This is a genomic window from Halorussus lipolyticus, assembly GCF_029338375.1.
In the GTDB taxonomy this organism is placed as follows: domain Archaea; phylum Halobacteriota; class Halobacteria; order Halobacteriales; family Haladaptataceae; genus Halorussus; species Halorussus lipolyticus.
This window is the reverse complement of record NZ_CP119804.1, coordinates 220,637-241,910: the sequence shown is the minus strand read 5'-3', so window position 1 is coordinate 241,910 and position 21,274 is coordinate 220,637. Positions and strand designations below refer to the sequence as shown.

The following is a 21,274-nucleotide window of genomic DNA, read 5'->3' as shown; positions in this document are numbered from 1 at the left end:
GGCGAAGTGGGTTTAGGCGAGGCGTCCCAAGTACGGACGCATGCCTTCTGCACTATTCGTCGTCAGCGAGGAGGGGTACTGGGGAGAAGAATGCGTCGAGCCACTACAGACGCTCGACGGGGAGGGATTCGACATCACGGTCGCTACGCCGAGCGGGTCGCCGCCGGTCCTCGACCCGACCTCGACCGACACGGACCAGCAGTTCGTAGACGAGGAGACCGCCGAGCGCGTGAAAGACGCTCACGAGAACGACGAGCGTCTCAACAACCCGGAACCGGTCGCCAGCGTCTCGGCCGACGACTACGACGCCGTGGTGTTCCCCGGCGGCCACGGCACCGAGTGGGACGTGAATCAGGACAAACACGCCCGCCAGTTGCTCAGCGAGGCCGTCTCGGGCGAGGATGGTAAGGCGATGGTCGTCTGCCACGCCGTCGCCCTACTGGCGTTCGCCGACGACGAGGACGGCGAGCCAATCGCCTCGGGCCGGGACGTGACCGGGTTCCCGAACGAGTGGGACGAGGCCATCGTGGACGACAACGACGTGCTTCCCGACGGCCGGAAGATGCCCTACTGGGTCGAGGACGAAGTGAAAGCCGCGGGCGGCAACTGGGACGCCGAGGTCGATTCCGACGTGAGCGTGAAAGTGGACGGCGACCTCGTGACCGCGCGAGGCCCCGAATCGTCTCACGAGGGCGCGACGACTCTACTGGACGAACTCGGCGTCGAGTCGTCGGCGTAAACGCTTCTCGGCTTTTCTCTGCGGTTCATTTTCCGAGTCGCCGGTTCGGCGACGCCAGAACGTCCACGCCCGGACTGTAGTAGCAGACGGGTTCGCTGTCGGGATGGGCGAACCCGTCGGCCCGAAAGAGGGTGTTCTCCTCGATTTCGGCGGTCGCGTCTGAGAGTGGCCACCGCTCGTGGCGGATGTCGGCGTAGCGAAGCCCACCGCGCGGGTCCTCGGTGTAGAACCGATAGCGTTCGGTCAGGAACTCTGCGAGCGAACCGGGATTGGGGCGGAACCGGTCGCCGGTCGGCCCGTAGGTCGCACGGAACCGGACCGGGCGCGCGCCGGGGTGGCGGCGTCTGCTCTCGAAACTGATGGAGCCATCCCTCGCCACGCAGTCGATGTCGGCGTAGTAGTACGGCAGGGCGTGGAGGAGGCGCGCGCCGAGGACGCTCGCCAGTCCGACCCCCGGCAGGCCGTCGGCGTCGAGGCTGAAGAAGTAGACGCCGGGGTCCTCGTCGCCGAATCGGTCCTCGTCGGGGCGGACGTAGGTCCGCAGGTTGAGTTCCGGCAGGCGGACGCCGGTGCCGGCGGGTAGCTGTTTCGGTCGCACGTCCACGTTGACGTAGGGCACGACCGAAAGCCACGCATCGCCGTCGTAGGTGTCCACGTCGAGCGCGTCGGGGATTCGGGGGGCCACGATTTCCGCGGGAACGGGCCAGTTGGCGAACAGCAGGTGTCGCCAGCCCATGTGGAGGGTGAGCATATCCGGAGGTTAGGAGTCGTCACTAAAGGGTTCGGGGGTGGTTTCGGTCGCCCGTCGCTCCTCGGCGGCGTCTACGATGTCGTAGGCCAGCCAACTGACCGCCGCGGCAATGGTCGCAGAGACGAGGCCTGCTGTGATGCCGGTTCGGCGGTCTTTGAGGGCGCTTCCGACGAGACACGCAACGACGAACGAACTCAGCCAACTCAGGAGAACGCTCAGTGTTCGACTCACGATTTGGGTTACGTGGGCAAGCGTCAAAAGCGTCGTCTCGTTCGTCAATCGCTATGAGTCTGAACTGCGGTATCTGACTGTGGGCGTGAACCCAGAACTGCGATGGCGTCGGCTTGACTCTCCACCCACGGCTATTGGCTCTCTAAGCATTGTTTTTGAATGCTAAATATAAAAATACATTTTTAAGAGAAACCTATACGATTCTTAGTCCGCTCCTCTCGATAGTGCCGGTTCGAACTCCCGAAAACCGTAGTAGGTGATTAGCACCGCGCCGAGGCCGGTCACGACGAGCAAGAACTGAGCGACAGCGCCGAGGAGGGGCACCCGACCGAGCAAATCCAAGCCCACGACGAAGGCCGCGGTGCCGACCCCGGCGGACAAATCCTGCTGGTCGATGGGGAGTCTCTGGCCGACCAGATAGCCGTAGGCGAGCGACGAGTATCCGACCGACAGCAGGCCCACGGCCATCCCGAACAGGCTGACCGGAATCAGAATCAGGGTGAACGCCATGAAGACGAACAGCGCGAGGGCCGTCGCGCCGGTGAACGCGCCGACGACGGTGCTAACGACCGAGTGGTGGACGATGGAGTCCCCGACGTTGCGCAGGAGTTCGGGCCGACGCCGGGTGAGGAGCGCCCCGACGATGGCGAGGCCCAGCGCCTGCACGGCCAGAAAGCCCCAATCGGCGACCGGCGACGCCTCGCGCTGGACGAACTGGACCCGCGAGCGCGACCCAATCGCCGCGCCCGGCGCAATCGAGGCGTTGCCGGCGACGGTCTGGAACTCGCCGGCAATCCCGCCGCCGTCTGCGACCGAGACGTTGCCCGCGAGTTGGGTCACGTCGCCGTCGAACTCGCCCCGGACGCGGAACTCGCCGCCGACGACGTAGACGGTCCCGTTGGAGGACGCTTCCGCCGGAATCGTCGCGCGTCCGCCGCCCACGACCAGTACCTCCTCGACCTGCGTGACCTGCCGGTCGCCGTCGAAGTGGACCGTCATCCGGTCGGGATGCTGTCCGCTGGCAGTCATCAGCAGGACCACGACCACCAGCAGGGGCAGGACCTCGGCGGGGTCGGCCATCAGCGACGCACCCCCGAACTCGGGTCCGTGCTACGTGCCGCCGAAATCAGTCGCCGGAGGTAGATTGCCACCACCAACCCCGTGAACAGCAACAGCGCCAGCGCGTTCACCACGTTGAGGTGCGACAGGAGCGTCACCTCGGCCGTCTCGAAGTAGAGCGCCAGCGCCGTGCTGAGAAAGGTCGCCAGCCACCCCGCCAGACCCACCCCGACCGCGGTGTGAGTCCCAATCGTCTCCGGCGTCGAGAGGTCGGGCCAGAGCGCGAAGTTGAGCGTGGTGTAGAAACTGACCGCCACGGCGTAGACCGCCGAGTTGAGCGGTGATGCCGGGCCACCCGCCAACTGCGGGAACCACGCCGCGGTCCGCACGTCGGTCGTGTAGAACAGGTGGGTCAGCGAGAACAGGCCGAACACCCACAGGAACAGCCAGTTTCGCTCGAAGTTGGTGTAGAGGACCCCCGCGACCAGCGCAGACGCGACGTGGACCACGCCGATGGCGAGGTGGTCGGAAAACTCCGGGGACTGCCACGCGTTCAGCACGAACGAGGGCGTCTCGATGATTCGCAGGAAGCCCAGACTGTCCACGAAAAACACCCCGAACATCAACACCACGGGCCCCCAGAACGCGACACTCCGGGTCCGGACCGGTCCCGACTCGCCCCGACAGAACCGCCCGACGCCGAACTCGTCGTGCTGGTCCGCGAGTCGTGCTACGACGCGATTCACCGGCCCGACTCGCCCCGACGCCAGCACGCCGAGCGCCGCCACTCCCGGAACCATCGCGGTCACCATCACCGCGCTGAAGACCTCGATTTGCCAGTCGAGGGGGTAGACGTTCGCCGTGAAGTACGCCAGCGCCGTAATCGCGGCTGAAACGTACCCTCGGTCCTCGACCGGTACGAGGTCGATTGCGAGGCCGAACGACGCCGGAATCCCCACCCCGAGCGCGACCGACCCCGCCAGAATCCACGCGCCGAAGGCCGGGACGGTCCGAATCCACGGCGCGACCAGCGTGAGAACCAACTGGAGCGCGACCACGCCGAACAGCAGTCGGAACTTGACCAGCAGGTCGGAACTCCACGCCTTCCGGTCCATCGTGACTCCGGAAACGACCGCGACGAACAGCGTCAGGAGAGCGAGCGCGGCCATCCAGAGAGAGACTTGCTCCTCGGTCATGCCCACCAACCGCGTCCCCAAGTCAAGCAGACCTAACTGGACGAAGGTGACGTTGTAGTAGTACCCGACCGCCATGAACCCGACGAACAGGCCGTAACCGAGCATCGGCGTCCACTCTCGTCGGCGAGCGTAGGTGACGAACCGCATTCCTCTCGGAAATCGACGGTTTCGCCCTTCAAACCTCGCGTCGAACCTGCCGGTACTCCGACCGGAGAGTCTCTACGCGAGGCTGACGGACCGAGATTCGATATATCGATTTATGGTTTACGGCTATCGCACCCCGGCGACAGCTATCACTTTCACTTTCACCGTGGTTCACCGAGAAGCCTTTAACATCCACGCGGTTACGGGCTACTACAGAATGCCATCTATCCAGTCGACCCTCGGCGACGATGAGGGGATTGCCGAAGAACTGGCCGAGAGCCAGCGGCAAATCTCCATCGCCGAGTTCTTCGAGAAGAACAAGCACATGCTCGGGTTCGACAGCGGTGCCCGAGGATTGGTGACGGCTGTGAAGGAGGCGGTGGACAACGCGCTCGACGCGACCGAGGAGGCTGGCATCCTCCCCGACATCTACGTGGAAATCGACGACGAGGGCGACTACTACACCCTCATCGTCGAGGACAACGGCCCCGGCATCACGAAAGAGCAGGTCCCCAAAGTGTTCGGGAAGCTCCTCTACGGGTCCCGTTTTCACGCCCGAGAACAGTCCCGCGGCCAGCAGGGGATTGGGATTTCGGCCGCGGTCCTCCACTCTCAGCTCACCTCCGGCAAGCCCGCCAGAATCACCAGTCGGACGAAAGGGAGCGCCGAAGCCGAGTACTTCGAGCTAATCATCGACACCGACGAGAACGAACCCGAAATCAAGAACTCGGGGACGACCTCTTGGGACCGGACCCACGGCACCCGCATCGAGTTGGAGATGGAGGCCAACATGCGGGCCCGGTCTCAGTTGGTCAAGTACATCCAACACACCGCGGTCGTCAACCCCCACGCTCGCCTGACGTTCAAGGAACCGAGCATGGACGAACCTCGCCAGTACGAGCGAGCGACCGACGAACTCCCCGCCGAGACCGAGGAGATACGCCCCCATCCCCACGGCGTCGAACTCGGCACGGTCCTGAAGATGCTCGTGGCGACCGACTCCCACAGCGTCTCGGGGTTCGTCCAAGAGGAGTTCACCCGCGTCGGCCGCAAGACTGCCGACTCCATCCTCGACAACTTCCGGGACCGCCACTTCGGTCGGGAGGCCGCGTGGCAACCGCCCCAGAAACACGAGAAATCCGACCTCGCCCGTACAGTCGCCAACGCAGTTTCGAACAAAACTGCTGACGCGACCAAGGCGTTCGGTGACGAAGTAGCCGATGCAATCGTCGCCCGGAATCGACTCGCTCACCACGAACTGGTCGAAATCGTGGCCGAGACCGCCGAGGAGGTCGGCGACGGCGAGACGTTCAACGTGACGTTCGGCGACACGGTACAGGAGAACGTGGTCGAAGCCGCGTGGGAGCAACTCACCGACGACAGGGCGGGCGACCTCTACCAACTCGTGGACAAGGCGACCAGCACTCGGAAGGACGACGAGACGGTCCGCGGACTGGCCGAGCGCCTCGAAAAGCGATTCGAGAAGGGCAACGACCGCGACAGAGCCACTCACGACGAACTTCGGGAGTACGTGGACCGGTCAGCCGACCAGACCGAGGAGTACGACGACGCCACCATCGGCGACACGGCCCGCGAGAACATCGTCATGGAGGTCTGGAACACGATGATGACGGTCCCCGACGCGGTACCCAAAGTTCGGGAGTTCGTGGACAACCGCGACATGGCCAGCGACCTGCTGGAGGCCATGAAGGAGACCGACATCATCTCCCCGCCGACCAATTGCCTGTCGCCCATCACCGACAGTCTCGTCGAGGCCGGACTCAAGAAGGAGTTCGACGCCGACTTCTACGCGGCCTCGACCCGTGACGCCGACGTTCACGGCGGCGACCCCTTCATCGTGGAGGCCGGCATCGCCTACGGCGGCGAGTTGGACGAGGACGGACAGGCCGACGTGCTCCGGTTCGCCAACCGGGTCCCGCTGGTCTACCAGCGCGGGGCCTGTGCCACGACCGACGTGGTGAAATCCATCGGGTGGCGCAACTACAACCTGAGCCAACCCGGCGGGTCGGGCATCCCGACAGGCCCGGCCGTCATCATGGTTCATGTCGCCTCGACCAACGTCCCGTTCACCAGCGAATCGAAGGACGCGGTGGCCAACGTCCCCGAAATCGAGGACGAAATCGAGTTGGCGATTCGGGAGGCCGCGAGGGAACTCAAATCCTACCTCAACAAGCGCAAGTCCCTCCAGAAGCGCAAGAAGAAGCAGAACGTCATCGCCTCCATCCTGCCCGAGATGGCCGAGAAGTTGGCGGACGTGACCGACCAGAGCGAACCCCAGTACGAGGACGCGCTGGCCCGAATCATGAACAACGTGCTGGTCGAGCGCGAAGTTGAGGACGGGAAGGTCCGCCTCGCGGTCGAGAACAACTCCAGCACGAACGAAGAACCCGAAATCACCGAAATCGTGAGCGCAGAGCCACGGAACCTCTCGAACGGTGCGACCGCTGTGGACATGGACGGCGAGTGGTTCGTCAAGTGGTCGCCGACTGTCGGGAGCGGCGACGAAGCAGTGCTGGAGTACGAAATCGAAGGCGAAGCAGAGTTCGACGTTAGCGTCGAAGGAATCGAGGACCCCAAACTCACCGTCAACCAATGAGCGCAGACAACGAAGCCAAAGCCCAAGAGAAACTCATCGACCTCGCCGCGGAGTTCTACGACCAGTTCGACCGGGGCGAAATCCCCGAGATGTCGGTCCCGACCCGGACCAAGAGCAACATCGTCTTCGACGAGGACGAGGAGGTCTGGGTCTACGGCGACCGGGAAAGCACCCGGAGCGCCAACAGCGTCCGGGGCGCTCGGAAACTCCTGAAGGCAATCTACACCATCGACTTCCTCTCCGAGCAGTTGCAGGAGGACCGGTCGTCCACCCTGCGTGAACTCTACTACCTCAGCGAGAGTTGGGACGTGGACGAAGCCCAGTTCTCGTCGCAGGACGAGTCGAATCAGTTGGTCGAGGACTTGGAAATCGTCTCGGAGGTTACCCGCGAGGACTTCCACATGCGCCCCGAGGAGTCGGGCGCGACCATCATGGGACCGCTCCACATCCGCGAGCAGACCCGGCGAGGCGAACGCGAGATTCACTGTCAGGAGGACGTGGGCGAAGGGGGCTACCAGATTCCGAACAACCCCGACACCATCGAGTTCCTCGACAACGACGCCGATTTCGTCCTCTGCGTGGAGACCGGTGGCATGCGCGACCGGTTGGTCGAAAACGGCTTCGACGAGGAGTACAACACCATCATCGTCCACCTCAAGGGCCAACCCGCCAGAGCGACACGGCGCATCACCAAGCGCCTCCACGACGAACTCGACCTGCCGGTGACGGTGTTCGCCGACGGTGACCCGTGGTCGTACCGCATCTTCAGTTCGGTGGCCTACGGGTCCATCAAGTCGGCCCACCTCAGCGAGTATCTGGCCACGCCGCAGGCCCAGTTCATCGGCATCCAACCCGAAGACATCGTGGAGTACGACCTGCCGACCGACCCCCTGTCGGACTCCGACATCAACGCGCTCGAATCGGAACTGGAGGACCCGCGCTTCCAGACCGACTACTGGGAGGAGCAAATTGAGATTCAGTTGGACATCGGCAAGAAGTCCGAACAGCAGTCGCTGGCGTCTCACGGACTGGACTTCGTGACCGAAACCTATCTGCCCGAGCGTCTGACCGAGATGGGCGTGCTGTAATCAGGCGAACTCGGCGCTCTTTTCCCGTTCCTCTCGGTTTCCGGCGTTTCGCTCGAACGGGTCGCCGTTCGCGCAGGTCCGACAGTAGCAGTTCTCGCCCTCGTTGAGCGTCTCGACCGGGATTCCGGCGACGTATCTGCACTCGGCGTAGGTCCGCCGGACGCCGGTTCCGACCGGCCGCGAGCAGGCCGAGCAGGGTCGGTTCGGTGCGTTGGCGACCGTCGAGTCCGTCGTGCGACGCCGGCCGAACGTGGTCGGCGACTCGAACCCCGGCGCGAACTGGGTTCCGAAGGGGACCGAGACGAGGCCCGCCAGCAGGAAGGCGAGGGAGAGACCGGTCATGACGAGCGAGGAGGTGACCCAGAGCAACAGGAGGCCAGCGAGCGCGAAGGTGGCCGCGAGCGTCAGGCCGCCAGCGACGCCGATGGCGGACTTGAGGTCCCACTCGGTCGGGGTGTCGTAGTCGTCCGACGAGTAGCGTTCGGTGCCGTCGGCCCGGAGTTCGACGCGCTCGGCACCGAGCGAATAGCTGTACCACGCGTACAGCAGGTTGCCGACCCCGCTGGTGGTCACGAACAGCAGGGCGTGCATCGGGACCGACCCGATGCCCCGGTTCACCATCACCACCCGGTCGCCGTAGTCGTGTTTCACGTCCCACCCATCGACCGCGAGGTCCTCGACGCGGCGGCGGAAGTCGCGCCGACCGCGGGCGGTCTTCGAACTGGGACCGCTGGCGGTTGTGTCGGCGGTCGTTTCCCCACTCGTCGCGCCGTCGCCGACGGCGGTTCCGCACGACGAGCAGAACGCGTCGCTAGGCGACAGCGACGCCCCGCACTGCGAACAGAAGTTCGGAGTGGTGCGAGAACTCACGTTCACAAGTTTTCGGCGGGATAACAAGTAGATTGCGCTGGATTTCCGGACGCGGTTCGGGGAAGGAATCGGGCGGACGCGAGGACCCGCGCTACGACCCGACGTAAACTCCATACGGCGATAGAGATTTGGCGGTGAGCGTCGTACCCCGGCCGATGGCACTCAGCGCACGCAATCGACTCTCGGGAACGGTGAAATCGCTCGATACGCAGGGTCTGATGGCCGAAGTCGTCGTAGAGACCGATGGCGGGCAGGAGATTACGGCGGTCATCACCAGCAGTTCGGCGGAGAGACTCGGATTGGCGGAGGGCGAGGAGGTCGATGCGGTGGTCAAGGCGACCGAGGTGATGATAGAGAACGCGTAGCGAATCGAACAGCGAACCGGGCCGTCACTCGCAGGCGAACCACGCTTCCAGCAGTGACTCGACGGCCTCGTCCTGCGACCGGACGTGTTCGCGCTCCGGGTCGCTTCGGAACTCCAGCGGTCGGAACGTGGCGATAGCGACCCGCTCGGCGTCAAGTTTGGCCGCCGCGGCGGTCTTCTCGTTGTCCAGCGCCAGCGGTCGGCCGGAGCGTCCGCGGCCCTCGCGTGCGACGAGGGTCTGGGCCTCCTCTAGCGCGTTGATACTCTCCGAGAGCCAGCAGTCGTGGCAGACCCGAAACTCGAACGTGCCCGAGTAGTCGCCCACGTCGGTCGGCGGGAGGCCGCCGTCCATCGCACCGCCCCAGACGAGACCGAGCGATTCGACGGTGATGTGGCGGTCGTCGTCGGTCCCGCAGACGGCGCAGGCGGTCGGTTCGTCGGCGTAGGGCCAGTCGTCAGGCGGGGTTTCCATACGCCAGAAATGAATATGAAGTAACATATAACTCCCGTCTCCGGTCCGACGAGACGCGGGCACCGCCTGTCGATAAGGAAACAAATAATGTGCTTAGAGCAATATTTGCATTTTCATCCACAATGTTTCCATTTCCAGATGCGCTCGGCCGTCACGAAAAGAAACAGCGCCGGTCGGCCGACTCCGAGGACGGGTCAGGCGGGCAACTGGCGGGCTACCGGAGGAGAATCGCCATTCCGGCGATACCCCAGACCAGCAGGCCGAGACCGTAGAACAGCAACTTGGCCCGGAGCGAGTAGTTCGACCCCGAACCCGACCCGACGCCCGGAACCAACTCCATCCCCTCCTCGACGGCCCCCATGCCGCCGGAATCGATGCTTCCCACGTCGCCGGACTCAGCGGCACCGACGCCGGCGGCAGGCGCGGCCCCGGCCTCCGCCGCGCCGAGGACCACCAAGATGACGCCGGCCCCCGAGAGCAGGAGGAGCGTGAGTCCCGAACTGAACGCGAGATACGCCGCGCCGACCGTCACGAGCGCCGCGACGACGGTGTACCGAACGACGGGCGCGACGAGGGCGTTCCAATCCATACCCCGGATTACAGCGAGCTGACAGGTAAAGGTTCGCGTCGCTTCGGGGTCCTACTCGTCCAGCACGACCGGGACGCCGCGCTTGGCCACGTCGCCAGCGAACGCGCCCGAATCGGACTCGATGGCCTCGAAGGTGTTGTAGTGGACCGGGAGCACGAGGTCCGGGTCCATCTCCTCGGCGAGGGCCGCGGCGTCGTGGCGATCCATCGTGAACGCCCCACCGATGGGCGGGCAGAACAGCGACACGTCGAGTTCGGCGTGGCCGTCGAGCGCGTCGGAGTCGCCGGGGTAGAACACCGACACGTCTTCGCCGCCCTTGCCGGGGAGCGTGACGTGGTAGCCCACGCCGAAGCCCTCGGGGTGGTAGGGTTCGCCGCCGGCGTCGGTCCGCGGACCGTCGGGGCGGTTGTACCCCGCCACCGACCGGACGATGGCCTCGCCGAACAGTTCGTCCTCGGCGTCACCGAGTCGGACCGTCTCGTAGGGCAGGTCCCGCAACTCCTCCACGTCGCGGTCGATTTTCGGCGGGTAGACTGCCTCGTAGACCACGACAGTCGCGTCGTCGCCCGCCACGCGCCGGATAGCGTCGGAATCGTAGTGGTGGTCGTGAGTCACGAGAATCAGGTCGCCGTCCTCGGGGCGGTAGTCGCGGGCCGGAGGATGTCCCACGTCCGAACTGTCGGGTCGCCACTCGCCGGTCAGGGTGCCGTACCGGCCGGGGTCGATGTAGACCACGGTGCCCTCGGACGCTTCGAGGCGCAGGCCGGCGTAGCCGAGCCACGTCGCGCGGAGTCCATCGTGTCGAATCGTCATGTCCGGGGGTTGGAACCGGGTTACTTAAACCGTTCGACCTCGCTCCCCTCCGGCGTCGTCGGGTCAGTCCTCTCGGCGGAACGCCCGGAGGGTGTCGCGCTTGGTCGGCTGGCACTCGGCCTCCTCGAACCCGAGTTCGGTGAAGATGCGGTTCCAGTCGCGGTAGTAGAGCGGGACCTCCTCGCGGACGTAGTTGACTCCTCGCCGGGCCGCGGCCTCGGTGCTTTCGGCGTCGTCTGCGCTCGCCGGCGACGCTTCGTCGCGTTCGCCGTCGTCTCCCCGCTCCCGATTCCCGTCGCGGTCCTCGTTCTCGACCGTCACGAGGAGGTCGCCGGTAATCCGGGCCAACTCGCCGAAGACCGCCTCGTCGTCGGGGTGGATGTGCTGAAGGGTTTCGACCGAGAAGACGGCGTCGAAGCGATTGGCGTCGAACTCCTCGGCGACCTCCTCGATGGCGTCGTTGTAGAAGGTGCCGGCGTCGGCGAGGTCGGGGTAGGCGTCGGCCATCACGTCGAATGCCTCGTCGTTGATTTCGACGCCGTGGATGTCGTCGTAGCCGTGGTCGTGGAGGTGCGCGAGGTGGCGGCCCGAACTGCACCCCAGCTCCAGCACGGCCGCGTCCGACCCGACGAGCGAGTCGAGGAGGTCCAGAATCATGTCGCTCGTCTCGTCGGGACCGTAGTGGGCGTAGTAGGTCGGCGAGTACTCTCCCGAGCGCTCTGCCCACCGTTCCCGTACTTCGTCAGAATTCACTAATAGCGAAACGAACCGCGGCCGTAAAACCCCACCGGCCTCGGGACGCGAGGACAGCGACTGCCGGTCGTCGCGCCCGGCGGCTTTATCCGCCTCGCCGGCGAATTCCGAGGGCGCATGGTCTCGTCGCCGGTCGTGCCGGTTCTGGCCTTCCTCGTGGGCATCGCCGTCGTGGTCTGGAGCGTCGAGGTCTTCGTCGAACACGTCGCCGAGGCCGCGGTGGACCTCGGGGTCTCGACCTTCCTGCTCACGGTGGCGCTGGCCGGTATCGACCTCGAAAACGCGGTCCTCGGCATCGCGGCCGCGGCGGGCGACCTGCCGGACGTTGCGCTTGGCACTGTCTTCGGCGAAGCCCTGTTCATCCTCGGCGCGGCGGTGGGTCTGGCCGGCGTGGTGGTCCCCTTCGAGGAGTCCACGCCGCGGGAGTATCTGGCCCTGACCGCGATGTCGCCCGCGCTGTTGGCGGTCCTCGGTGCCGACGAGCGACTGTCGCGGCCGGATAGGGCGATGCTGGTTGTGGCGTTCGTCTCGCTCCTCTGGGCGGTCTACCGCTTGGAGTCCCAGCAGGCGACCCGGTTTCTGGAGAGCGAGGAGGCCGACGAAATCGAGGACGAGCGACCGGCGGACGACGCCGACGACGAGGACCGCGAACTGGTCGAGTTGGGTCTCGTCCTGCTGGCGGTCTACGCGGGCTACTGGGTGGCGAACTACGCGATTTGACGGCGAGCGGATGCGACGTAGCGCCGGTAGTGGTACGCCACGCCGACGGGCACCATCGCCACCGCGAGCGACAGCGCCGGTTCCAGCAGGCCGAACACCGCGCCGTCGTAGGTGCCGTGGTACGCGAGGACCGCCGCGAGGGTGACTGCGGCGAGGGCGTAGCGCCGCCATCGAGGCCCAGCGTCGGCGGCGATGGTATCGTCGGACCTCCTCGGCCGACTTCGACCGTCGAGCCACAGGCCGACCAGCGACAGCGGGCCGGTGAGCAGTACGCCGTAGAGGAGTCCGAGCGCCAGCGCGGCCGTCACCGGATGTCCCGGACCCAGCACCCGACCGGCGAGCATCGCAACCGGGACCGCGAGCGACTGGAGCGCGGGCAGGACGACGAGATACCGCAGACGCGAGGAGGACGGGCATTCGGCGGGTTTCCCGGCCGACTCGGCGGCCGTCGCCGATTCTGTCATACCAAGAACAGTCTCGGTCGCGTCAAAAATATCTTCGGTGGGCGAACGTCCGGAGGAACGGACCACGAGCAAGCGCCTTGCAGACCAATCCTCAGGGTCGGATGAAGGGTGGCCCGGTCGGGGGCGTCAGAAGCGTTCCTCGCTCGCTGTCGTTACGCTCCGATTTTTAGACATACAAATATTCCTTTGAGAAATAGAGCTGTTCATTAAACACGCAAATAGATGGTTCGAACTTACGACTCACCCGGCGCGACGACCGCCACCGAAAGCCCGCGCTCCCGAAGCAGTTCCTTCGCGCGCTCGAACTCCGAATCGCCGTAGGACAGCAGGCCGGAGGGCATCATCACGTGGCGGCGTTTCACCCCGTCACCGCGCCAGTAGTGGACCACGAATCGGGGGCGCGTCAGCCAGTCGTCGCCCTCGATTGCTTCGACGCGCTCCACGTCGTGGAAAGCGATGCGGTCGTCGCCGGTCACGTCGCGGCGGCGGTTGAGGACCCGACCGACCACCAGCAGGACCGCGACTGCGCCCACGCCGACCCCGAGCGCGTCCCAACTGTCGCCGTCGGCGAGAATCGAGGCGCTCGCGCCGAGGAGGACCCCGTAGACCCCGAGGTAGGCGACCAGCAGGAGTCGGTTGCCCTCCCAGTAACGCCGGGCGTGGCTGACCAGTCCCGACTCGATTCGAAGTTCGTCGTCGGTTAGCACGCACCGGCCGCGCTTGGTGCGGAAACTCGCCACGGGCGTTCTGTCAACTCCGAGGGCGGAAAATGTACCGCTGTTCGTCGTTCTGTCGGGTCAAATCAGGGACGAGAATTCCGAGATGTCGAGATGGCACGATTCTGGCGAGATTTCGTGGTCGGTGTTCGGGCCCGTTGAAGCTATCTTCAGACTTGAACACGGGCGTTTCCCGCACCGCTCCGCACAGCACGGCCCTCACGCCTCCCCAACCTCGTCGGCCGCCTCCGGCGGCCGACTCCACCGTCAGAGGCAAGCTCTGACGAGCCTCGCTTCACTACGCTCAGCGAGACCTCGCGCGGTAGGCGCGCGCAGAACCGCGCGCGCCGTCGCGCGCCGGAGTAGAGTAGGTATCTCTGCACGCCTCCCGCAAATCGAGCGTCAAGACCCGACTTACTGCTCGTCGGCCAGTCGTTCGACGCGCTCCAGCGAGTCGGCGCTCTCGGGGGTCTTGTCGTCCCGAACGCTCACGAACCGCGGGAAGCGCAGGGCGTAGCCGGACGAGTAGGTCGGCGACTCCTGAATCTCCTCGTAGCCCACCTCGAAGACGACCTCCGGGGCGATTTCGACCTGCTGGCCGTCCTCGGTCCTGACGTGGGGTTCCAGCAGGTCGGTCAGGTCGGCCAGTTTCTCGTCGGTGATGCCGGTGGCGACCTTGCCGAGAGTCTCGAACTCGTCGCCAGCGTCGTCAGCGCGGGCAGACAGCAGGAAGGTCCCCAGAAAGCTCGCCCGCCTGCCCTCGCCCCACTCGGCACCCGTGACGACCAAATCCAGCGTCTCTACGTCGGGTTTGCGCTTGAGCCAGTTCTTCCCCCGGCGACCCGGCGAGTAGTCCGAGTCGGGATTCTTGAGCATGATACCCTCGTGGCCCGATTCGAGGGCTTGGGTCTCGATGTCGGCGATTTCCTCGGGGTCGTCCGAAATCTGGAGTTCGGAGACTCCAGCGTCGAGAACGTCCTCGAGTCTCTCGTGGCGCTCTGGCAGGGGCGTCCGGAGGAGGTCCCGCCCGTCAGCGTGGAGACAATCGAAGGCGAACAGGTCGAGTTCGACCTCCTCGCGGGCGCGCTCCACGTCGTGTTTCCGGCGGAAGCGCCGCAGGACCTCTTGGAAGGGCAGGGGATTCCCGTCGTCGGTGGCCACGACTTCGCCGTCGAGAATCGCCGGTGCGTTCAGATGCTGTTCGACGTGTTCCACGACTTCGGGGAGCGCGTCGGTCACGTCCTCCATGTTCCGGGAGAAGACGGCGGTCTCGCGCGGTTCGGAGTCGTTCGCGCCGGTTTCGTCGCTGGCGGCCCAGTCGAGGCCCGCGGGGTCGTGGTGAATCTGGACGCGCGCGCCGTCGTACTTGATTTCTACGGCGGCCCCGTCCCAGTCGTCCAGCGCGTCGCCGACGGTCCCGGCCTGCGCGAGCATCGCTTGGACTGGACGACCGAGTTCGAGGTCCATCGAATCGAGGCCGTCCTCGCCCTCGTCGCGGGCCACGCGGGCGACTTCGCCGTAGTCGTTCGAGACCTGCAGGGCGCGCTCGACCGACTCGACCGGCACGTCGAAGGCCTGCGCTGTCGCGTCCCGGACGGTGCCCTCGCCGACGCCGATGCGCATCTCCGAGAGGACGAGGCGGGCCAGATACCGGGCCTCGTCGCCGTCGGCGCGGTTGAACAGGCCGAACAGGATGTCTATCTTCTTGTCCTGACTGCCCGACCCCTCGGCGTCCGCGAGCGCGTCGAGTTCGTCGGCGACTTCTGCGACCGTGAGGTCCCCACCTGCGCCCGACCCACCGCCGAACGCGCCGAGGCCCTGCTGGCCGCCGAAGTCGTAACTCGCGGCGACCTCGCCGATGTCGCCCACCTCGGCCAGTTTCTCCTCTACGTCGTCGGCCGAGACGTTGGTCCCGGCCGCTCTGGCGATGGCCTCGTAGCAGTAGTTCGGCCCGATGTCGAGGGTTCGGGACGACCACGCCGGAAAGACGCGGCCCTGCACGAACCGGGCCAGCACGAGGAGGTCGCTGTCGGCCTGCTCGAAAAGCGTCGTCACTCGCTCTGCGATTTCGGTGTCGGCGCTCAACTCCTCGATTTCGGCCGCTGTGTCGGCGAACTCCCCGAAATTCATCGGTCGAGAGTAGTGACTGTCGGGAGTTAAACCGACCGACTCTCGGCGCGGGGGCCGGTGGCGGCGCGTTCGACGCTCGGGGCAGTATCGCCGGTCGGGATACCTACGTATTGCTTAGGAAACTACATGAATTTCTAAAACAACGGATTTCGTTTACTTGACCGGGACTGTCGGGCCTGCCGACCGTTCGTCGCCTACCTCTCCGCGGAGCAACACTTTTCGCGCCGGAGCGTGCTACTCCGAACGATGCCCTCCCTCCACACCCACGAATCCGGTGCGGCCGCGAGTCACGTCGAAAGCGCCCGAGAGCTACGTTGCGCGGCTTTCTCGACCACTCCGGAGGAGGACTGATGCTCGCGGTTCGCCTGCTCCACGTCCTCGCCATGGCGCTGGCGGTCGGCGGCGCAGTTGCGGTCTGGTGGCTGGTCCGCCGGTCCGAGGCCCGCGCGTCGGCGGTCGGCCCCGAGACGGCGGTCGAGACCGCAGTCGCCTACGAGGCCGGATTCTGGGCCACAGCGGGTCTCCTCGTGATGACCGGCGTCGGCAACCTCGGGAGTCTCGCGCCTGCGGTACCACCGGCCGAGAGTTTCTGGGGCACCGTCTTCGCTGTCAAACTCCTGTTGGTCCTCGGTCTGCTGGCGGCGTCGCTCGTCCGGACGCTGGTCGTGGCTCGCTGTCGGCGTGCGAACCGCCCTGAATCTGCCGGGGCGACCCGCACGCTCCGGGTCGGCTACGGGGCGACCGCGCTCTCGCTGGCGGTCCTCGTCGCACTCGCGGAGGTACTGGCTCATGGCTGAGGAGGCCGAGACGACCGGACCGCCCGTCGCGTCCGGAGTGGCCGGAGCCACCGAGGACCCCGACCCGAACGCTTTCCACCGGGTGTGCGACGACTCGCTCGTGGTCTGGGCGCTGGCCTCGTTCCACACTGCTGGACTGGTCGCGCTACTGGTGGTCGCGCTCTACCTCGCCGGACCGCTCGGCGACCTGCTCTCGGGCCTCGATACGGTCGTCGGTCTCGCGCTCTATCTGGGACTCTGGGCGGCGACGTGGTGGACCAATCGCCGGGCGTTCCGCGCAATCGCCGACGCCGGAGACGACGCGGAGTCGGTCTCGGCGTCGGTCGTGGTCGGAACCGGCGGAAAGTGGGCCGGTGTCGATGGCGTGCTGTTCCTCTGGATGCTCCTGCTGGCGGCCGTCTTCCCGCCCTCGTCGGTGACGCTCGCGGGCGTCGCCTACTTCCTCGCGTTCGGCGGTATCGCCTCGCTCCTCGCGTTCGTCGTCGGGGCAATCGTCGGCAGTCTATTTGCCCTGCTGGACCTCGCGCTGTTCCGGGCCGCGGGCGGTCTCGTGCCGAAGCTGACACGCCGAAAACACGAAGCGGGCGAGTCGGACGATACCGCGTGACGAACGCTGGCCCGTGCTTTCAAGGCAACCGCGTTCGACGTACCGCGTATGCCTGAGTCCGACCTCGCAGGGCAGGTCGAGGACGTGCTTTCGGTTGACCCCGACGAGTTCCAAGCGCGGGTCGAGGAGGACGCCGAGGTCATCGTCGAGGAGGTAGACGAAGGGACCTTCGACAACCCGCAGGCCATCATCGGCTTCGAATACGAGTTCTACGCCGTGGACGCCGAGACGGCCGCGCTGAGACGGGTCCCCCGACGACTGCTCGACCTCATCGGCTTCGAGAAGGAACTGGGACTGCACAACGCCGAGATGTCCACGAGTCCCCAACCGCTGAACACCCACGGACTGGCCGCGCAGGAGGCCGAGGTCAAGGCCCGACTCTCGGCCGCGCAGGACCGAACGAGGGCCGAGGAGATGCAACTGGTCAGCGACGCGATGTGGACCATCTCTCCGGAGGGCGAGACAACCCGACAGTACCTGACCGATAGCGTCGAGGACCGCGGGATTCGCATCTCCTCGAACATGAGCGACTCGGTGCGCTATCACGCGATGGCCAACACCGACGCCCACGCCGGGATGAAACTCGACGCGCCCCACGTTGACCTCGAAGCCGACACGGTGATGCCCGAGAGCCTCATCACCTCGATTCAACCCCACTATCAAGTTCCTCACGCGCGGGACCTGCCGACCTACTTCCAGTACGCGATTCGGATGGCCGGTCCCCTGCTGGCGCTCGGGGTCAACTCGCCGTTTTTCCCGCCGGACCTCTACGACGCCGACGCCGACCCCGACGAGATTCTGGCCGACGGGTGGGACGAGCATCGCATCAGCGTCTTCGAGACGGTCCTCAACCGGGCGGGCGACGACCCCGACAAGGTTCGATTCCCGCGAGATGTTGGAAGCGTCGAGGAGGCCGTCGAACGAATCGCCGAGGACCGAACCATCGTCCCGATGCCGGTCCAGACCGCCGACCGCTTCGACGACGAGTTCGCCTACTTCCGGCGCAAACACGGCACCTATTGGCGGTGGGTTCGCCCGGTCTTCGGCGGTGCAACCCGGTCGGCCGCCAACGCCCGCATCGAGTTCCGCCCCATCGCGGCCCAACCCACAGTTCGGGACTCAATCGCGTTTCAGGCCGCCTTCGCCGGCCTGCTGGAATCCATGTTCCGGCGCGAACACCCGGTCCGGCACCTCGACTGGGTGGTCGCCAAGGACAACTTCTACGACGCCATGCGCGAGGGGATGGACGCCGACCTCTACTGGATTACCAACAACGGTCGAGAGACCACCGACCACGAAACCATCTACGAGGACATCTTCGCCCACGCCAAGGACGGCCTGCAACTCCGGGGCCTCAGCGACCAAGAGGCCGCCAAGTACCTCTACCCGCTCCGCCAGCGCGCCCGTCACCAGTTGACCCCCGCGAGTTGGAAGCGAGAGCGCGTCCGGGAGCGACTGAACGACGGCGAGAGCTTCGAAGACGCAGTTCACGGGATGCAGAAGCGATACATCGAGAAGCAGTCCGAGACCCTGCTGGACGGAACCTTCGCCAACTGGGTCGGCCGCGGGGATACCGAGTTGGAGCGCGAGGACTGACCCGCGGTTCCGATTTTTCGTCCTGTTTGGACCGGTCGCTACCGACCGGCGAGAAATGGAGAACATTCTGGGGGCGCGAGACGCCCGACCGAATCCAGATTACAGCGGGGCGTCGTAGTCCTCGTAGTCCGAAATCTCGGCACCGTCCTCGGTGATTTCGGCGAGCCACATGCCGTTCCCGGAGGCGGTGTCACGCTCGACTGCGCTCTTGAGGGCGCGGATGGCGACTTCGCGGCCCTCCTCGAGGCTGAGGTCCTCGTGGTAGTCCTGTTCGAGGACACCGAGGGCGAACTGGGAGCCAGACCCGGAGACGCTGTAGGTCTCCTCGGTCACGCCGCCGAGCGCGTCGTAGGAGTAGATGTGGCTTCCCTCGTCGTCCACGCCGCCGAGAACCGGCACCGTGATGAGGAACCCGCCCGAGCGCAGGAGGTTGCTCGTCAGCGTCGAGAGTGCCTGCATGCTCATGACCTCGCCCCGCCGGGTGTCGTAGAGGTTGTTCTCGACTTCCAGCGTCCGGATGAGCGACTGGGCCGCCGAGACGGAGCCAGAAATGGTGAGCGCGGCGCTCGGGTGAATCTGCTCGACCTTCTGGGCGGTCTTGGACGAAACCATGTTGCCGAGGCTAGCGCGCTTGTCCGTGACCATCACGACGCCGTCGGCGGTGGTCAGACCGATGGTCGTGGTACCGGTCTTCAGCTCTTGGATGTCCTCGGTATCGACCGACCGGTCCGGAAGCGAGCCGAGTTCCGGCTCGTAGGGATTCGTGTCGGGTTCGAGACGCGAGACGTTCTGGGAGAACTCGGAACCTTGCATTGGGCCAGACATTACCCGACTGTAGTCCGCCAGCACGGATAAAACCCACTCTTGCGGACGACTTTGAAGCATATCGGGCGAAACGCCGGGACAGCAATCTCTCTGGCGACAAATTTCCCGAGAAAGAGCCGTCTCTTAGACCGTCGTATCGTAGGCTTGCTCCAGTCGCTTCACCACCCGGTGGGCCGGGAGCGTGACGCCTGCTTGTCTGGTCATGATTGCCAGCGGAAGCAGTAGGATGCTTGCCGCGACGCTCGTCTGGTACAGGGCGAACAGGATTGCACGGGTGAGCCGTGTGGGCATCGGAGTTCGTACCTCAAGCGAGGGTGGGCCAACCGGGTATAAAAGCATTATTGAAAAATATATTTCATAATGGTCTATATTCTGGTTCCACCCCTTCGCCTGCTTGCGATTCAAGCGTGCTTGCGTTATGTCCAAGAGAACACGAGTGCCGACCCGCGCGAACGTAGGCACCGGCTTGGCGACGCCGGGCGTACGCATAACTTATGAGAATTATCCGGCTCACGTCCGCACCTCAGGCGCGGTGAGGAGTCCTTTGCAACTGCGCTCCACGGTGGCACATCCCGTTCTTCGCGCGCTACGACGTCCCAAAACCGAAAGACACGAAACATCACGGAACGACTCCCGGATATGAGCAACTATCTCGTTGCGATGGAGGCGGCTTGGTTGGTACGCGACGTAGAGGACATCGACGACGCCATCGGCGTCGCGGTCAGTGAGGCCGGCAAACGGCTGAACGACCGCGAGATGGACTACGTGGAGGTCGAAGTGGGCGCGACGACGTGCCCCGCCTGCGCGGAACCGTTCGACTCGGCGTTCATCGCGGCCGGAACCGCCCTCGTGGGCCTCCTGCTGGAGATGAAGGTCTTCAACGCCGACAGCGAGGAGCACGCCCAGCGCATCGCCAAGAGCGAGGTCGGCGGCGCGCTCCGCGACGTGCCCCTCGAAGTCGTGGAGACAATCGAGTACGAGGAGGACGAAGACATCGAACTCGGCGGTAGCGAGTAGTCAGCGCGAACTCCTTCCTGCTGGCGTTCCGAAGCTTTATCTATAACCAATAGTTATCCGTGGACATGGAACTACCGACGCCCCAAGACATCCGGGAGCGCCGGAACGAACTCGGGCTAACGCAGAGCGAGTTGGCCGACCGGGCGGGCGTCTCGCAACCGCTCATCGCTCGCATCGAAGGCGGCGACGTGGACCCGCGACTCTCGACGCTTCGGGAAATCGTGGACGCGCTGGACGAGTCGGAGGGCGACATCGTTCGCGCTGGCGACCTGATGCACGAGGACGTCGCCAGCGTCGGCCCCGACCAGTCGGTCAGCGAGGCCGTTTCGAAGATGCAGGACGAGGGCTTCTCCCAACTGCCCGTCATCAAAGACGGCGTGCCCGTCGGCTCTATCAGCTTCGAGGACCTGATGAGCGTCGGCGAGGACGCCCGCGACCAACCGGTCAGCGAGTTCATGGGCGAGAGCTTCCCCACCAAATCCCGGACCGCGACCTTGGACGAGTTGAGTACCGACCTCGGCCACAACAAGGCCGTTATCGTCACCGAGCGCGGGAACACGGTCGGAATTATTACGGAAGCGGACATCGCGGCGCGACTGTCCTAAACGACCGTTTGCCGCGCTCGCGGTACAACTGCTTGTATTCCCTTCCGGAAACATCGCCCGAGATTGAACGAGGCCGGTAACGTCCGTCCAGAACCACCAACAATTATCGTT

At 65.3% G+C, this 21,274-nt stretch carries 24 protein-coding genes; 10 read left to right on the top strand and 14 right to left on the bottom strand.

Annotation, left to right across the window (positions count from 1 at the left end):
* The first annotated feature begins 40 nt into the window (after window positions 1-40).
* The gene (locus tag P2T57_RS01275; RefSeq protein WP_276300667.1) at window positions 41-739 is read left to right on the top strand and encodes a type 1 glutamine amidotransferase domain-containing protein; all 699 of its coding nucleotides are present in this window, start codon (window positions 41-43) and stop codon (window positions 737-739) included.
* Between the two features lie 25 nt (window positions 740-764).
* On the opposite strand, the gene P2T57_RS01270 is transcribed toward P2T57_RS01275, so the two are convergent.
* The 4 genes from P2T57_RS01270 to P2T57_RS01255 all read right to left on the bottom strand — a co-directional run bounded on the left by P2T57_RS01270 (window position 765) and on the right by P2T57_RS01255 (window position 4,123).
* Complete coding sequence (locus tag P2T57_RS01270) at window positions 765-1,475, bottom strand: YqjF family protein (RefSeq protein ID WP_420028550.1); 711 nt, start codon at window positions 1,473-1,475, stop codon at window positions 765-767.
* Window positions 1,476-1,499: 24 nt separating this feature from the next.
* Complete coding sequence (locus P2T57_RS01265; RefSeq protein ID WP_276300665.1) at window positions 1,500-1,721, bottom strand: hypothetical protein; 222 nt, start codon at window positions 1,719-1,721, stop codon at window positions 1,500-1,502.
* A 204-nt stretch (window positions 1,722-1,925) separates the two neighbouring features.
* The gene (locus tag P2T57_RS01260) at window positions 1,926-2,801 is read right to left on the bottom strand and encodes a DUF8173 domain-containing protein (RefSeq protein ID WP_276300664.1); all 876 of its coding nucleotides are present in this window, start codon (window positions 2,799-2,801) and stop codon (window positions 1,926-1,928) included.
* Window positions 2,801-4,123, bottom strand: a complete 1,323-nt coding sequence (locus P2T57_RS01255; RefSeq protein WP_276300663.1) for an MFS transporter — start codon at window positions 4,121-4,123, stop codon at window positions 2,801-2,803. Before P2T57_RS01255 ends, P2T57_RS01260 begins: the two co-directional genes overlap by 1 nt.
* A gap of 214 nt (window positions 4,124-4,337) precedes the next feature.
* Between P2T57_RS01255 and P2T57_RS01250 the strand changes: the two genes are divergently transcribed.
* Together P2T57_RS01250 and P2T57_RS01245 are read left to right on the top strand one after the other, a co-directional pair.
* Entirely contained in the window at window positions 4,338-6,737 is a 2,400-nt protein-coding gene (locus P2T57_RS01250) for a DNA topoisomerase VI subunit B (RefSeq protein ID WP_276300661.1), read from the top strand.
* Window positions 6,734-7,825 (top strand): DNA topoisomerase IV subunit A, encoded by a 1,092-nt coding sequence (locus tag P2T57_RS01245; protein WP_276300660.1) that lies wholly within the window; start codon window positions 6,734-6,736, stop codon window positions 7,823-7,825. The genes P2T57_RS01250 and P2T57_RS01245 overlap by 4 nt, the downstream gene beginning before the upstream one ends.
* Here the strand turns inward: P2T57_RS01245 and P2T57_RS01240 are convergent, their stop codons facing one another.
* Window positions 7,826-8,695: a zinc ribbon domain-containing protein gene (locus tag P2T57_RS01240; RefSeq protein WP_276300659.1), complete on the bottom strand. Its 870-nt coding sequence runs from the start codon at window positions 8,693-8,695 to the stop codon at window positions 7,826-7,828.
* Between the two features lie 155 nt (window positions 8,696-8,850).
* On the opposite strand from P2T57_RS01240, the gene P2T57_RS01235 reads away from it, so the two are divergent.
* A complete protein-coding gene (locus P2T57_RS01235) occupies window positions 8,851-9,060 on the top strand; it encodes a TOBE domain-containing protein (RefSeq protein WP_276300658.1) in 210 nt (69 codons plus the stop codon).
* 24 nt (window positions 9,061-9,084) lie between these two features.
* On the opposite strand, the gene P2T57_RS01230 is transcribed toward P2T57_RS01235, so the two are convergent.
* From P2T57_RS01230 to P2T57_RS01215, 4 genes are all read right to left on the bottom strand, one after another.
* Window positions 9,085-9,531 carry a hypothetical protein gene (locus P2T57_RS01230; protein ID WP_276300657.1) on the bottom strand — a complete coding sequence of 149 codons (447 nt, stop codon included), beginning with the start codon at window positions 9,529-9,531 and terminating at the stop codon, window positions 9,085-9,087.
* A gap of 214 nt (window positions 9,532-9,745) precedes the next feature.
* Window positions 9,746-10,120: a DUF8070 family membrane protein gene (locus P2T57_RS01225; RefSeq protein ID WP_276300656.1), complete on the bottom strand. Its 375-nt coding sequence runs from the start codon at window positions 10,118-10,120 to the stop codon at window positions 9,746-9,748.
* Window positions 10,121-10,171: 51 nt separating this feature from the next.
* On the bottom strand, window positions 10,172-10,933 hold the full coding sequence (locus P2T57_RS01220) for an MBL fold metallo-hydrolase (RefSeq protein ID WP_276300655.1): 762 nt from the start codon (window positions 10,931-10,933) through the stop codon (window positions 10,172-10,174).
* Between the two features lie 63 nt (window positions 10,934-10,996).
* Window positions 10,997-11,686, bottom strand: coding sequence for a class I SAM-dependent methyltransferase (locus P2T57_RS01215; protein ID WP_276300654.1), 690 nt, complete (start codon window positions 11,684-11,686; stop codon window positions 10,997-10,999).
* 117 nt (window positions 11,687-11,803) lie between these two features.
* Between P2T57_RS01215 and P2T57_RS01210 the strand changes: the two genes are divergently transcribed.
* Window positions 11,804-12,406 carry a hypothetical protein gene (locus P2T57_RS01210; RefSeq protein WP_276300653.1) on the top strand — a complete coding sequence of 201 codons (603 nt, stop codon included), beginning with the start codon at window positions 11,804-11,806 and terminating at the stop codon, window positions 12,404-12,406.
* Here the strand turns inward: P2T57_RS01210 and P2T57_RS01205 are convergent.
* The 3 genes from P2T57_RS01205 to ligA form a co-directional block, all read right to left on the bottom strand.
* Complete coding sequence (locus P2T57_RS01205; RefSeq protein ID WP_276300652.1) at window positions 12,394-12,870, bottom strand: hypothetical protein; 477 nt, start codon at window positions 12,868-12,870, stop codon at window positions 12,394-12,396. The two genes, P2T57_RS01210 and P2T57_RS01205, sit on opposite strands and share 13 nt — an antisense overlap.
* A gap of 233 nt (window positions 12,871-13,103) precedes the next feature.
* On the bottom strand, window positions 13,104-13,610 hold the full coding sequence (locus P2T57_RS01200; RefSeq protein WP_276300651.1) for a hypothetical protein: 507 nt from the start codon (window positions 13,608-13,610) through the stop codon (window positions 13,104-13,106).
* A gap of 390 nt (window positions 13,611-14,000) precedes the next feature.
* Window positions 14,001-15,716, bottom strand: a complete 1,716-nt coding sequence (ligA, locus tag P2T57_RS01195; protein ID WP_276300650.1) for an ATP-dependent DNA ligase LigA — start codon at window positions 15,714-15,716, stop codon at window positions 14,001-14,003.
* Between the two features lie 350 nt (window positions 15,717-16,066).
* Between ligA and P2T57_RS01190 the strand changes: the two genes are divergently transcribed.
* Genes P2T57_RS01190 through P2T57_RS01180 form a run of 3 tightly spaced genes read left to right on the top strand, consistent with a single transcriptional unit; the run spans window position 16,067 to window position 18,716 of the window.
* Window positions 16,067-16,513 (top strand): hypothetical protein, encoded by a 447-nt coding sequence (locus tag P2T57_RS01190; protein ID WP_276300649.1) that lies wholly within the window; start codon window positions 16,067-16,069, stop codon window positions 16,511-16,513.
* The gene (locus P2T57_RS01185; protein ID WP_276300648.1) at window positions 16,506-17,120 is read left to right on the top strand and encodes a DUF7965 family protein; all 615 of its coding nucleotides are present in this window, start codon (window positions 16,506-16,508) and stop codon (window positions 17,118-17,120) included. Before P2T57_RS01190 ends, P2T57_RS01185 begins: the two co-directional genes overlap by 8 nt.
* A gap of 48 nt (window positions 17,121-17,168) precedes the next feature.
* On the top strand, window positions 17,169-18,716 hold the full coding sequence (locus P2T57_RS01180; RefSeq protein ID WP_276300647.1) for a glutamate-cysteine ligase family protein: 1,548 nt from the start codon (window positions 17,169-17,171) through the stop codon (window positions 18,714-18,716).
* Between the two features lie 99 nt (window positions 18,717-18,815).
* On the opposite strand, the gene psmB is transcribed toward P2T57_RS01180, so the two are convergent.
* A complete protein-coding gene (gene psmB, locus P2T57_RS01175; RefSeq protein WP_276300646.1) occupies window positions 18,816-19,529 on the bottom strand; it encodes an archaeal proteasome endopeptidase complex subunit beta in 714 nt (237 codons plus the stop codon).
* Between the two features lie 135 nt (window positions 19,530-19,664).
* On the bottom strand, window positions 19,665-19,832 hold the full coding sequence (locus P2T57_RS01170; RefSeq protein WP_276300645.1) for a hypothetical protein: 168 nt from the start codon (window positions 19,830-19,832) through the stop codon (window positions 19,665-19,667).
* A gap of 348 nt (window positions 19,833-20,180) precedes the next feature.
* Here P2T57_RS01170 and P2T57_RS01165 point away from each other — a divergent pair, with 348 nt between their 5' ends.
* Both P2T57_RS01165 and P2T57_RS01160 read left to right on the top strand, forming a co-directional pair.
* Window positions 20,181-20,558 (top strand): DUF555 domain-containing protein, encoded by a 378-nt coding sequence (locus tag P2T57_RS01165; protein ID WP_135825683.1) that lies wholly within the window; start codon window positions 20,181-20,183, stop codon window positions 20,556-20,558.
* A gap of 65 nt (window positions 20,559-20,623) precedes the next feature.
* Window positions 20,624-21,163: a CBS domain-containing protein gene (locus P2T57_RS01160; protein ID WP_276300644.1), complete on the top strand. Its 540-nt coding sequence runs from the start codon at window positions 20,624-20,626 to the stop codon at window positions 21,161-21,163.
* The last annotated feature ends 111 nt before the right edge of the window (window positions 21,164-21,274 follow it).